The organism is Rhizobium sp. 16-488-2b (assembly GCF_017741815.1).
Lineage (GTDB): Bacteria > Pseudomonadota > Alphaproteobacteria > Rhizobiales > Rhizobiaceae > Rhizobium.
Window position 1 is genome coordinate 46,936 of sequence record NZ_JAGHMF010000022.1, and the last position, 13,242, is coordinate 60,177.

Annotated in this window: 11 protein-coding genes; 5 read left to right on the plus strand and 6 right to left on the minus strand. The window is 62.7% G+C overall.

The annotated features are described in order from the left end of the window. The first annotated feature begins 22 nt into the window (after positions 1 to 22). Both J5286_RS19015 and J5286_RS19020 read left to right on the plus strand, forming a co-directional pair. Positions 23 to 1,084 carry an NAD(P)/FAD-dependent oxidoreductase gene (locus J5286_RS19015; protein ID WP_209191702.1) on the plus strand — a complete coding sequence of 354 codons (1,062 nt, stop codon included), beginning with the start codon at positions 23 to 25 and terminating at the stop codon, positions 1,082 to 1,084. A 216-nt stretch (positions 1,085 to 1,300) separates the two neighbouring features. Beyond that, positions 1,301 to 2,959, plus strand: coding sequence for a sensor histidine kinase (locus tag J5286_RS19020; protein ID WP_209191703.1), 1,659 nt, complete (start codon positions 1,301 to 1,303; stop codon positions 2,957 to 2,959). Positions 2,960 to 2,978: 19 nt separating this feature from the next. On the opposite strand, the gene J5286_RS19025 is transcribed toward J5286_RS19020, so the two are convergent. The 4 genes from J5286_RS19025 to J5286_RS19040 form a co-directional block, all read right to left on the minus strand. Next, positions 2,979 to 3,326 carry a DoxX family protein gene (locus tag J5286_RS19025; RefSeq protein WP_348529275.1) on the minus strand — a complete coding sequence of 116 codons (348 nt, stop codon included), beginning with the start codon at positions 3,324 to 3,326 and terminating at the stop codon, positions 2,979 to 2,981. A gap of 229 nt (positions 3,327 to 3,555) precedes the next feature. Further along, positions 3,556 to 3,780, minus strand: coding sequence for an aa3-type cytochrome c oxidase subunit IV (locus tag J5286_RS19030; RefSeq protein ID WP_209191705.1), 225 nt, complete (start codon positions 3,778 to 3,780; stop codon positions 3,556 to 3,558). 174 nt (positions 3,781 to 3,954) lie between these two features. Further along, complete coding sequence (locus tag J5286_RS19035) at positions 3,955 to 4,707, minus strand: N-acyl amino acid synthase FeeM domain-containing protein (RefSeq protein WP_112823385.1); 753 nt, start codon at positions 4,705 to 4,707, stop codon at positions 3,955 to 3,957. 188 nt (positions 4,708 to 4,895) lie between these two features. Continuing rightward, entirely contained in the window at positions 4,896 to 7,202 is a 2,307-nt protein-coding gene (locus J5286_RS19040) for a putative bifunctional diguanylate cyclase/phosphodiesterase (protein ID WP_112942840.1), read from the minus strand. A gap of 331 nt (positions 7,203 to 7,533) precedes the next feature. On the opposite strand from J5286_RS19040, the gene J5286_RS19045 reads away from it, so the two are divergent. Together J5286_RS19045 and J5286_RS19050 are read left to right on the plus strand one after the other, a co-directional pair. Beyond that, entirely contained in the window at positions 7,534 to 8,073 is a 540-nt protein-coding gene (locus J5286_RS19045) for a TRAP transporter small permease subunit (RefSeq protein ID WP_209191706.1), read from the plus strand. Between the two features lie 21 nt (positions 8,074 to 8,094). Then, positions 8,095 to 9,603, plus strand: coding sequence for a TRAP transporter large permease (locus tag J5286_RS19050; protein WP_209191707.1), 1,509 nt, complete (start codon positions 8,095 to 8,097; stop codon positions 9,601 to 9,603). A 202-nt stretch (positions 9,604 to 9,805) separates the two neighbouring features. Here J5286_RS19050 and J5286_RS19055 read toward each other — a convergent pair whose 3' ends face one another. Continuing rightward, complete coding sequence (locus J5286_RS19055; protein WP_018901926.1) at positions 9,806 to 10,912, minus strand: TRAP transporter substrate-binding protein; 1,107 nt, start codon at positions 10,910 to 10,912, stop codon at positions 9,806 to 9,808. A gap of 291 nt (positions 10,913 to 11,203) precedes the next feature. Here J5286_RS19055 and J5286_RS19060 point away from each other — a divergent pair, with 291 nt between their 5' ends. Next, positions 11,204 to 11,983: a gamma-glutamyl-gamma-aminobutyrate hydrolase family protein gene (locus J5286_RS19060; protein ID WP_209191708.1), complete on the plus strand. Its 780-nt coding sequence runs from the start codon at positions 11,204 to 11,206 to the stop codon at positions 11,981 to 11,983. Positions 11,984 to 12,055: 72 nt separating this feature from the next. On the opposite strand, the gene J5286_RS19065 is transcribed toward J5286_RS19060, so the two are convergent. Then, positions 12,056 to 13,048: an adenylate/guanylate cyclase domain-containing protein gene (locus J5286_RS19065; RefSeq protein ID WP_209191709.1), complete on the minus strand. Its 993-nt coding sequence runs from the start codon at positions 13,046 to 13,048 to the stop codon at positions 12,056 to 12,058. Positions 13,049 to 13,242 lie beyond the last annotated feature (194 nt).

Here is a 13,242-nt window from a genome sequence, read left to right on the forward strand (position 1 = left end):
TCAGCGAAGGATGAAGACGACGATGGCTGCCAAACCGCATGTGATCGTCGTCGGCGCCGGCATCATCGGCGCCTCCACCGCCTGGCATCTGGCCCGCGACGGCGCCAGGGTCACCGTCGTCGCCGAAGATAATGGCGGCGTCGCCACCCCCTGCTCCTTCTCATGGATCAACGCCAGCTGGGGCAATCCCGAATTCTACTATCGCTTCCGCCGCCGCTCGATGGCCGAGTGGAAAAAATTGGCCGGCGAGCTGCCAGGCCTGCCGCTCGAATGGTGCGGCAGCCTCTCCTGGGACCTGCCGCCGGAGCGGCTGGAAGCCTTCATCGCCGAGCATGGCGCCTGGGGCTACGGCATCGAACGCGTCGATGGCGATGCGATCCGTAAGCGCGAACCCCATCTCGCCAATCATCCCGATCACGCCGTGGTCGTTGCCGAGGAAGGCGCCGTCGAGCCTGTCGCCGCCGCCCGCATGATGCTCGCCGATGCCAAGACGCGCGGCGCGACCGTGATCGACGCCGCCGTGCGCGGGCTGTTGCGCACCGGCGAGCGTATCTCCGGCGTGGTGACGTCGGCGGGCGTGATGGAGGCCGATCACGTCGTGCTCGCATCCGGCGCCGGTACCGCGCCCTTGACCGCAAGCATCGGCATCACGCTTCAGATCGAAACACCCGCCGGCCTCATCGTCCATTCCCGCCCGCATGCAAGACGGCTGAACGGCCTCGTCATGGCGCCGGAGCTGCACATGCGCCAGACATCGGAAGGCCGCATCATCGCCGGCAGCGATTTCGGCGGCGCGCAGCCGGGCGAGGACCAGCATGCGACGGCGGAAGCCCTGTTCGCCAAGGTGAAGGCAGCACTTGCCGAAAGCCAATCGCTCGCCATGGACTTCTTCACCGTCGGCTATCGCCCGACCCCGAAGGACGGTTTCCCTGTGATCGGCGATGTCTGCGACGGCCTCTATATCGCCGTCATGCACTCCGGCGTGACGCTGGCGCCACTGGCTGGCCTGCTCGCCTCCAGCGAGATTTTGCAGGGCGAGAGCGATCCGATGCTCACGCCCTTCAGGCCGACCCGCTTCCTCTGACGGCGCACGCAGCAGTGACCGACAAATGCCTTCGGGCATGTTTTAGTATGTTGCAAGCGATCCCCCCTGCCCCTAACATGCGACACGTTCGATAGCAGGCTATCGGGAATGTGATAGCGCGTTGAGGGCGGATATCGTGATTGAAGTCTCTGCTGTTACCTGTTGGAAACCTGTGTCCGCGGTCGCCTTCTCACGCGTCAGGCGGTGCCAGTGCCGATGAAGCGTAGCCTGCGTTTCTTCCCCAAGGCTTCGATCGGTACCTACCTGATCGCGATGGCTGTTGCCGTGGCGCTCCCCATTTTCGCGCTGGTGGCACTGCTGCTCGGCCAGCTGGAAGACAGCCAGCGCTCGATCCTGAAGCGCGAGACCGCGCAGGACGCGACAGCCCTTGCCCGCACCGTCGACCGCCAGCTGCAGGACATGGCGACCACGCTGCGGCTGCTCTCGACCTCGCCCGAACTCGAGCACGACGATTTCGCCGCCTTCCACAACCGCACCGAAACCGCGATGCGCGCTGATACGCTCTACGTGCTGGCGGTGGACAAATCGGGCCAGCTGCTGCTCAACACCCGCGTCGATTACGGCACGCCGCTCGGCAAGGTGGGCAACATGCCATCGGTCGAATCGGTCCTGCGCTCCGGCCGCATCGAAGCCTCCGACGTCTTCATGGGCCGCACCAGCGGCGAGTGGGTCTACAACGTCGCCATGCCCGTCAATGTCGGCGACGTCGCGGCCCTGATCGTCACGCAGAACGCCAAGGACCTCGCCAAGATGGTCTCGACGGAGGGCCTGTCGTCCGACTGGTCGGCCGCTATCCTAGATCAGAGCGGCCATGTGGTCGCCTCGGCCGGCGCCACCAACCTCGCCTTCGGCCAGGCTTTCGATCCGCGCATTCTGCCTCAGCTGATCAATTCGAGCGGTGTGTACGAAGACAGCGTCATCATGCCCAAGGCTCTGCTCGGCTATGCGCAGATCCCCGGCTGGTCGTGGAAGGCCGTGGTCTGGGGACCGGTCGCCACCGCCCAGGCTTCGATCCTCACGACATGGCGCTTCCTGATCATCGGCGGCATCGCGCTGTTTCTGGTCGCCATCTTCGGCGCCTATATCGTTGCCCGCCAGGTGCGCACCACCATCCGCGCCATCGCCGATATGGCCAACCGCATGGGCGAAGGCCACATCGTCGCGCCGATCGAGACCAGCGTGATCGAGGCCAACCGCGTGGCCGTGGCGCTCTCCAACGCCTCCTTCGACCGCAGCCAGACGGAAGACCGGCTGCATTTCGTCATGAACGAGCTCGTCCACCGCACCAAGAACCTGCTTGCGCTCGCCCAGGCGATGATGCGCCAGATCGCCCGGCAGGCGAGCTCGGTCGAGGAATACCAGGCTGCCGTCGCCGATCGCCTCGAGGGGTTGGCGCGCTCCATCCAGCTTCTGACCAGCGAGCAATGGGCCGGCGCGTCGCTGCGCCGCGTCATCGACATCCACCTCGAAGCCTTCCCGCACGCCCTGCAGCAGATCGAGGTGACGGGCACCGATTTCACGCTGAAACCCGAGGCCGTGCAGAACCTCGGCCTCACCTTGCATGAGCTCGCCACCAACTCGATCAAGTACGGCGCGCTCTCCGTCCCCCAGGGCAGCGTCCGGCTCTACTGGCAGAGCATCCAGGAAGACGATCACGCCGAAGAGATGCTCCGCGTCGTCTGGGACGAGCGAAACGGCCCGCCTGTCACGACACCCGAGCGCTCCGGCTTCGGCACGACTGTCATCAAGAACCACGCCGCCGCCGCCTTCAGCGGCAGCGTCCACGTCGACTTCCGCCCGGAAGGCCTGCGCTGGGAACTCACGGCCCCGCGCCGCGTGCTGCAGCGCGACTGAAGCCCGACCGTACACAGCCTCAAAGGCGGATAGGAATGATGTTCCTGATCCGCGCATCGCGCAGATAGAGACCACCCCACGCCAGCACGCCAAGCATCAGACATATCAGCTGCGGCGGCGAGAATATCTCGCCGAGCCGGAAATGAATGCTGATCGCTCCGCCGAGAAACCCCGTTATCATGACAGCGCCGAGCGCAGCCGTTGCCGGAATGGCGTAAAGCACGACGCAGACGAGGATGATAAGCCCGAGCTTGGTCGCGAGTTCGGGCGGGAAGCCCGATGCTGCCATGTCGGTCGCCAGCATCTGCGGCGCAAACAGATTGATGCCGGCATCGGCAAGCAACGCCACGCAAACAAGCGCGCTCAAGGCCCACCCAGCAATGACACTGAAGATAGAGACTTCACGATCCATGTGTAAAAGCCATCTGTGACACCCATCAAAACCGAGTTGCTTTGCAAGGAATGCACTTGAATGATGCCGCCGCGATGACGAATGAAACCGCATGTTGCAATAATTGGCAAGCGAATACACGCGCAAAGGCGGGAAACGCATTCCCGCCCTGCTCTCGATACGTCGATCTGATGTCGGTGGCTGATTAGCGCAGCAGCACGAGGCCGGCGATGAAGACGATTAGCAGCACCACGATGCCGCCGAGCAGGCCGGCGCCTGCGAAGAAGCCGGCGGTCATGCCGAGCAGCAGCGCAACGAGGAACAGCGTGCCGAACTTCGCGGCCGCCAGGAACATGTTGTAGGTCTGCTCGTGCGCTGGATAGTCCATCGGCGCGCCGACTTCGGCGGGTCCGGTATTGTACTCGGCCATGCTTGTCATCTCCCTGAAACCCCGGCCCGCATCACGATGCGGCCGCATGACTTTCTCATCCGCACGCTCCCACGTACAAATGTCCCGCTAGAGGAATTACACAAAGCCCGGAAAAGCGCAATGCATGAGAATGCCGCGGCCACGCGGCTTTCCCATGCATCGTGTTGGATTGCCTCAGAGCGGCAGATCGGTGCCGAACTGGCCCTCGGGCACGAAACGCGCCGTCGGAATGATGGTCAGCGGCGGCAGCGTGTCGTTCGGGTTGCGCGAGAACATCATCCGCTGTTCGCTGGCGCTGGAGATGAAGAACGGATAGCGCGTCAAAAGCTTGCGCCCGACCTCGATCACGTTGGTCGCCATCAGCGTCATGTCGATGCCGTAGTTCTTCGCCAGCTGACCGGGCACGATGGTGTCGGCATAGAAGACGCGCTTGTAGAAGGCGGCATGCGGCGGCCGGCAGAACTGCAGCACCCGGCTGGCGCGGAAATAGGCCGCGGCGACGATCGAGGGGCGCAGCGTGAGATACGGGATCCAGGAGAGATCCGCCGTCATCTCGGGATCGGCGGCGAAGCGCGCCGGGTCGATCAGCGTCAGACCGGCATCGAGCATCGCGTCCATCGCCCAGGGGAACGCCCCGCCCGATTGGCTGAGCCGATGGTCGGGTGTCACATAATGGATCCGGACGGTGCTGACCATCTCCCCATAATAGTACAGTCCGAAAACATAGGCATGGCTGTCGAAATCGCTGTCGTCGAGCAGGCCCTTGGGGGCCAGCGCCAGCACGTCGTGCGCCTTGTAGGCCTTGTAGCGCAGGCGTTCCACCTGTGCCAGGTCCTCGTTGCTTTCAACGCGGCGGTATTCGACATTATCGAGAACTTCAAGAATCTTGCGGCTGAAATCACTTACGTTGGAATGTGATCCTGACATTTTGTCCGTCCGTTCGTTAACGGCTTATTAATCATACGATTACGGCCCGGAACGCAAGATTTTAAGATAAATTTAATCGTATTTAAGTTGTTAAGGTTAACGCGCCGCAATCATTAAGGAATGACTAAAAGCCGCCCGGTTGCAAAGCGGACGGCATCAGCGGCGATCAGAAGTGGTGAGATGAAGGATCAGGCCACGTTGTTGCGGCGGCGCGGCACCGGCGTACGGCGGCCAATCGCCTCCTGCAGCAGCGCGATGTTCTGCGACGGCACTGGCGGCGAGAAGACGTAGCCCTGGACGAGATCGGTCGCCCGGTACTTGTTGAGCAAGGCCAGCTGCTCGGTGGTCTCGACGCCTTCGGTGACGATCTTGAGGCCGAGTTCTCGGGCAAGGTTGACCGTGCCGCGCAGAAGCTTCAGACGACGGCCGTCCTCCACGATATTGCGCAGGAACGAGCGGTCGATCTTGATGATGTCGAGCGGCAGCGTGTCGAGATAGCTCAAGCTGGAGAAGCCGGTGCCGAAATCGTCGATGGCGATGGTGATGCCGCTGTTGCGCAGCTCCGCCAGGATCGCGCGTACCGCGGCCGGCTCATCGATCAGGCAGCTCTCGGTGATTTCGAGGTGCAGCCGATCGGGGCTCAGGCCGGAGTTCTTCAGCGCTTGCGAGACGACCGCGAGAATGTCGTTGTCGCGCAGGTCGCGCGCCGAAAGGTTGACGGAGACCGCGATGTGATCCGGCCACGTCATGCAGTCCATGCAGGCCTTCATCAGGATGAAACGCGTGATGTCGGAGATGATGCCCATATCCTCGGCAAGGCGGATGAACACATCCGGCGGAATGGCCCCCTTCTCCGGATGCACCCAGCGCGCCAGCGCCTCGGCGCATTCGATGCGCGAGCCGTCGGCCTTGAACATCGGCTGGTAGGCAATGTTGAGCCCGCCGGCAGCCACCGCCTCGCGCAGGTCCGCCTTCAGCTTCTGCTTTTCGATATAGCGGCCGTCCATCTCACGCTCGAAGCCGGAAATGCCGCCGCGCTCCTTGGACTTGCTCTCGAACAGCGCGAGATCCGCCTTGATGCTCCATTCGTCCATCGCGAAGGCATCGCTTTCGAGGATGGCGAAACCGGCCGAGAGCGACACCAGGAAGGTGACGTCGTCGGCCTCGTAATTCCCCTGGATCTCGGCATGCACGCGGCGGATCTCCGCGTCCATCGCTTCCGCATCCTTGGCGTGCGGGAAGAACAGGATGAACTGGTCGCCCATCAGGCGGCCGACGATCGCCTTGCGCGAGCGCTCCTCGATGCGGTTGGCAATGGCGCAGAGCAGCCGGTCGCCGGTGATGTGGCCGCGCATGTCGTTGACATGCTTGAACTCGTCGATGTCGAGAACCATGAAGCCGAGCGGGCCACGCTTCTTCGGATGCTTGTTCAGGTAGTCCTGGACGAGGTGGCTGAAATATTCGCGGTTCGGCAGGCCCGTCAGCGCGTCGTAGCGCACCATGTGCAGGATCTTCTGCTCGGCCTTCACGCGGCTCGACACGTCCTCGAAGATCAGCACGGCGCCGCCATCGGCGCGGCGGCTGGCGGAGAACTCGAGCGACAGGTCTTCCGGAAAATGGATGAGCATGCGCGACAGCTTGCCCTCGGCGACATGCGTCATCTGCCGCAGGATAAGCTCCGGCTGCGAGGAATCCATGAAATTGTAGCGCGCGCCATAGCGCAGCACGGCACCGAGATCGCGGTCCTTCAACCGGTCCGGCGCACCGATCTTCAGGAGTTCGCATGCCTTGCGGTTGACCACCTGGATACGGTTTTCCGCGTCCACCATGACGAGTCCGTGCGGCATGTTGTTGAGCGCCGTGTCGAACCGGTCGGCGATCGAGGTGATCTCCCGCCGCGCGATGACGTTCTCATAAAGGAACTCGCGCACGCCGTTGGCCATTGCCCGGGTGGTGAGCCAGAAGGGAATGAGGAAGATGGACAGGATGCCGCGATAGAAATCCATCGCCATCAGGCTGCAGATGATCATCGGCAGGCAGCAGGAGAAGGTCTGCAGGTCGACAGCCATGCGCGACCCATAGTTGCGCCCGACGACCGAGACCATGGTCGCCATCGTCACCGAGATGCTGGCGAGCTCCGAAAAGCTGTCGTGCACCATGAAGATCGCATAACCGCTGCAGATACCGAGCAGCGTCGTCGTGCAGGCAGCGCCCGCGACAAGGATCCGCTCCCAATGCTCGATGCCGGCATGCGTCAGCGTCTGCTTGTCGACGCGGTCGAACTGGCGGAAAATGATCATGCGTGCGCAGAAGACGAGGAGAAAGCCCGCGGCAAGCCAGAGGTAGAGGGTGGTGCCGGTCTTGAAGGCAATGGCCAGGCAGGTCGCGATGTGAACGATGACACCGGCGAGCAGCGTCATGCGGTTTCCCGAGAGGGAACTCACAAACGAGAGATATACATCCGTAGGGACCCTGCTCGGGCTATCTGGCTTCATCCAATATTTTCCCTGTACCGCAGCACCCTACCGCCAACCCTTTAAAAATTGATTTCAGGTCACCCACACATTTTGTTGATTTTTCTACAATCTTAGCGAGAACAAGAGCGGGAATCGGCAGTTTTTGCAGCTTCGCGGGGATGTTTCACAATGAGGCGGTCCATCCACAGGTTGTCGTCTTTGCAGCCGGCAAGCGCTGCTGGCGGGTCGCCCGCGATATAAGACTATAATCCAACATCCGGGCTTTCCGCTTCCAATTTCAGGGTCCCTGATCTACCACTTGAGGTGGGAGAGCATGGGGTAAAACCCATGAAATAGGAGGGGGAAAGGCATGCCGGTTTTTCTAGCCGCCAGCCGGCTGATCGATGCTGTCAGCCAGTTCATGGGCAAGCTGTCCGAATATATGGTGCTGTTCTGTTGCCTGATCAGCGCCGCCAACGCACTCATCCGCTACACTTTCAACTACAGCTCCAACGGCTGGCTCGAGATCCAGTGGTATCTCTTCGCCTTCGTCGTCGTGCTGGGTGCCGCCCATACGCTCAGAATGAACGAACATGTCCGCGTCGACCTGATCTACGGCTCGGTGTCAGACCGGGCGCGGCTGTGGATCGACACGATCGGCCTGATCGTCTTCCTGCTTCCGGCCTGCATCTTCCTCACCTGGCTCTGCTGGCCCTTCTTCTGGCTCTCCTATATCAAGCACGAGGTCTCCTCCAATGCCGGCGGCCTGATCCGCTGGCCGGTCAAGCTCATCCTGGTCGCGGGCTTCGGCCTGCTCACGCTGCAGGGTCTCTCCGAGCTGATCAAGCGCATCGCCGCGCTGACGGGTCATTTGGTCGTCGAGACCAAATACGAAAAACCGCTGCAGTGACCGCGACCGGGAGGAAAGCCATTGTTTGATTTCGGCATCATTCCGCCGGCCATGTTCGTGGGCATGGTCCTGTTCATGCTCTACGGTTTCCCGGTGGCCTTTTCGCTGGCCGCCGTCGGCCTGTTCTTCGGCATCATTGGTGTCGCCACCGGCCATTTCAGCGAGGCCTTCCTGCAGGCGCTCCCACTGCGCTTCTTCGGCATCGTCTCCAACGATCTCCTGCTCGCCATTCCCTTCTTCACCTTCATGGGCGCCATATTGGAGCGCTGCGGCTTGGCGGAAGACCTGCTCGAGGGCATGGGCAAGCTCTTCGGCCGCATCCCCGGCGGCCTTGCCTATGCCGTCATCCTCGTCGGCGCGGTGCTCGGCGCCATCACCGGAACGGTCGCAGCCTCGGTCATCACCATGGGCGTCATCTCGCTGCCCATCATGCTGCGCTACGGCTATAGCCCGCGGCTCGCCACCGGGGTGATTGCCGCATCCGGCACCATCACCCAGGTGATCCCGCCCTCGCTCGTTCTCGTCGTCCTCGCCGATCAGCTCGGCAAGTCCGTCGGCGACATGTATCTCGGCGCCATCGGCCCCTCGATCCTGCAGGTGGCGATCTTCATGATCTACATCCTGATCCTGTCGATCGTAAAACCCGCCTCCGTGCCGCCGCTGCCCAAGGAGGTGCGCGGCGATTTCACCTGGGCGCTGCTCTTCAAGGTGCTGTCGGGCATGGTGCCCTCGATCGTGCTGATCTTCCTCGTCCTCGGCACCATCTTCATGGGGCTCGCGACCCCGACCGAAGCCGGCGCGCTCGGCGTCGTCGGCGCCATGGCGCTCGCCGCCATGCACCGCCGCCTGACCTGGCCGCTGATGCAGGAGGCGATGCGCTCCACCATGCACATTACGTCGATGGTGGTGATGATCCTGATCGGCTCCACCTGCTTCAGCCTCGTCTTTCAGGGCATGGACGGCTCGCGCTGGATCGAGCACATGCTCTCAGGCATCCCCGGCGGCCCGGTGGGCTTCCTGATCTTCGTCAACATCTTCATCTTCGTGCTCGCCTTCTTCCTCGATTTCTTCGAGATCGCCTTCATCGTCATCCCGATGCTGGCCCCCGTTGCCTCCGCGCTCGGCATCGACCTCATCTGGTTCGGCGTGCTGATCTGCGTCAACATGCAGACGAGCTTCATGCACCCGCCCTTCGGCTTCGCGCTCTTCTATCTGCGCTCGATCGCCGACCGCAGCGTCAAGACCTCCGACATCTACATGGGCGCCCTGCCCTGGGTCGGCATGCAGCTCATCCTCGTCGCCATCGTGATCTTCTGGCCGCAATCGGTGACCTACTGGCTGAAGAAGGGGCCGGAGGTGGATCTCAACACGATCAAGATCGAGGTCCCCGGCTTTAGCGGCAACGGGCTTGGCACGCCACCCGGGATGCCGGGCCTGGCGCTGCCGCCGATGAATGGCTTGCCGGGGCAACCACCGGCACAGGTGAAACCCGCGCAGCCGGATCTGAGCCAGCCGCCGGTGATCAAGTAGGGATTTCAGTTGGATAATGATTTTGGATGGGTGGGAGACCGGAGCCCCCTCATCCGCCTGCCGGCACCTTCTCCCCGTTGGAGAAGAGACTCTTAGTGGGCCGCTCGCGCCGACCTCCCCTTCTCCCCAGCGGGGAGAAGGTGGCCCGAAGGGTCGGATGAGGGGGCCACACGCCAGAACGCCAGCCCCCTCAGAACTCGAGCTAAATCTTCCCAGCCCGCTGCTGGATCATCATGAACGTATCGAACGTATACTCAGACAGCTGCATCCACAGATACGCATCGCGCTTGAACGCCGTCTGATCCTCGTAGATCTTCTTGAAGTAGGGATTGGACGCCGAAATCTCCGCATAGATCCCAAGCGAAGCCTGGAAGCAGGCTTCCATGATTTCCTGGCTGAACGGCCTGAGCGTCGCCCCCTCGGAGACCAGCTGCTTCAGCGCCGGCGGGTTCTTCATGTCGTACTTCGCCATCATGTTGGTGTTGGCGAAGGCGCAGGCATCGGTGAGTGCCGCCTGATAGTGCTTCGGCAGGCTGTTCCACTTTTCCAGATTGAAGAAGGCGTGCACCGTCGGGCCACCCTCCCACCAGCCGGGATAATAGTAATACTTCGCGACCTTGTGCAGGCCGAGCTTCAGATCGTCGTATGGGCCGACGAACTCCGAGGCGTCGATCGTGCCCTTTTCCAGCGCCGGATAGATATCGCCGCCGGCGATCTGCTGCGGGATGACGCCGAGCTTGCTGATCACCTGGCCGGCGAGGCCGGCGATGCGCATCTTCACGCCCTTCAGATCATCCAGCGTGTTGATTTCCTTGCGGAACCAGCCACCCATCTGGGCGCCGGTATTGCCCGCCGGCAGGCCGTAAATGCCCTGCGTGGCGTAGAATTCGTTCATCAGCGTATTGCCGTTGCCCTCGTAGAACCAGGCATTGGTGAGGCGCCCGTTAAGCCCGAAGGGAATGGCGGTGCCGATCGCGTAGGTCGGGTCCTTGCCGACGAAGTAATAGGAGCAGGTGTGTGCCGCTTCCACCGTTCCTGCGCTGACGGCATCCGCCGCCTGCAGGCCGGGAATGATCTCGCCGGCGGCAAAGGGCTGGATGGTGAAGTTGCCGTCGGTCGATGCGGCCAGATGCTTGGCGATATCGTCGGCCGCGCCATAGATCGTGTCCAGGCTCTTCGGAAACGACGATGTCATGCGCCAGGCGATCTTCGGGTTTTCCTGGGCGATGGCGGGTGCCGCCAGAGCCGAGGCAGCAACGGCGCCGACGCCCGCTGTTCCTGCCTTCTTGAAGAATGAACGACGATCCATCAAAAACCTCCCATTGTTGGTTCAGCAGGGCCAAACTCTCCCCACCCGCGGAACGAGGGAAGCTAAGCATGCGGACGCAGGTGATTCAAGCGCCGGCCTATTAGTCTTTGGGATCACGACACCAATATGGCGAGTAGCGCATTTCGATCGGAATCAGCGGCTTAGTCATGGATGGAGCGAGGCCGGCACATGGCCTTGCCGCAATTTGGCCGGGCACATCAGGCACACGTTGACAGGAAAGCCGTTCTGGTTTCTCTCATTGGCAAGAGATGATCGTCCTCAGGATAGACAATGACCAAGCCCATCGTCGCCGTTCCCGCCGATATCCGCAGCTTTGACGGCGCCACCTGGCATGCCGTGCAGCACCAATATGTCCGTGCCGCGCTGAATGCCTCCGGCGTCATGGCCTTCATCATCCCGGCCTTCGAGGAAGGCTACGACATCGACGCCATTCTCGACCGCGTCGACGGCGTCCTCGTCTCCGGCTCGGCCAGCAACGTCCACCCCGCCCGCTACGGCAAGGAGGCAACCGAGGCCGACGGCCCCTTCGACCCCGCCCGCGACGCGACCTCGCTGCCGCTCATCCGCCGCGCCATCGACCGCGCCATCCCGCTGCTCGCCATTTGCCGCGGTATCCAGGAACTGAACGTCGCGCTGGGCGGCACGCTCGCCAGCGAGATCCAGGACCAGCCCGGCATCTGGGACCACCGCAAGCCGGATAATGTCGACCGCGACGGCATGTACGCCATCCGCCAGAACGTCATCGTCAGGGAAGGTTCCTGCATCGCAGGCATCGTCGGATCGGGCGAGATCAAGGTGAACTCGCTGCACCGCCAGGCGATCGCCGAGACAGCACCCCGTCTTGCCGTGGAAGCGGTCGCCGAGGACGGCACGGTCGAGGCCGTGTCCGTCATCGACGCAAAAGCCTTTGCCGTCGGCGTGCAATGGCATCCCGAATACTGGGCCGAAACCGACAAGCCCTCCAACCAGCTCTTCACCGCCTTCGGCGACGCCGTCCGCGACTATGCCGCAAGCAAGCTGCCGGCCAAGGCTACGAAGGTGGTGGCGTAGGCGAAGACTTAAGTCTTTGTTTTATCGTATGTCGTCGCCGCAAAACCGCTGCACACTTTTGCGCGACATGCTTTAGCCCCGCCGCGCCCAGCGCAGACCGCCCACGACGGCGATGGCGAGAAGCGGCCAGATCGCCCAGAAGGTGCCGTGCCAGGAAAGAAGGTTGATGCCGATCAGCCCAAGCGCCGAGATGGCAAGCGCCACAAGCCGCGCGTCGTAGCGCTCCTGCAGATGCGCCCAGCGCATCGCCGCGACATAGGCCAGCGCCAGCAGAGGCCAAGCGGCCCAGAAGACGCCATGCCATGTCAGCGTGTTGATGACGACGAGTGCTGCGGCGATCACGCCGAGCACCGCAAGGTTTCGCCGCTGATCCGGTAATGGCGCTGCTTGTTGGCCTAGCAACACGCCCCCTCGCCCACCTGACAACGGCCCCGGCTTCGTCGATTGAGCCTCAGCGCCCGACGGCGACCCAGCGGCATGCGCATCACCCCCAGTCGCCCGCGCGGCGTCCCCTTCCCCGATCCTGACCGCATAGCTCGGCACCGCCTCGGCCACGTTCTTCACGCTTAGCGGCCCGAGAAAATCGAACCCGACAGCCACCTTGTTGCGCACCTGATCGTAAACCGTGTTCGAGATCACCACGCCGCCGGCCGGCGCCTGCGCCTGCAGCCGCGCGGCGATATTGACGCCGTCGCCATAGATATCGCTGCCCTCGACGATCACGTCGCCAAGATTGATGCCGATGCGAAACAGCATGCGCCCATCGGCGGGCCGGGCGTCATTCAGCCCCGCGAGTTCGTTCTGCACGTCGACGGCGGCGCGCACTGCCTCGACCACGCTCGGAAACTCGGCGATCAACCCATCGCCCCAGGTATTGACCACCCGTCCGCCATGCGCCTCGATCAGCCGGGACATCCGGTCGCGATACCGCTTCAGCGTCTCGAGCGTCCCCTCCTCGTCGACGCCCATCAGCCGCGTATAGTCCTGCACATCCGCCGAAAAGATCGTCGTCAGCTTGCGCTGCGTCTCACTCGAACTATCCGCCACCTCGCCTCCCCCTCGCATGATCTCGTGGTTGCATCCTAGCGCCAAGTGTCCATGAAAGTCGAGCAAATGGGACCGTGCTTAGATCCTCGGGACGAGCCCGAGGATGACGTCGAGAGGATGTTTGCCGCGGTGTTTCAGTAGGTTACTGGCGGCATCCACTCACGCAACCGTCATCCTCGGGCTCGTCCCGAGCATCTAAGCACTCATCCAAG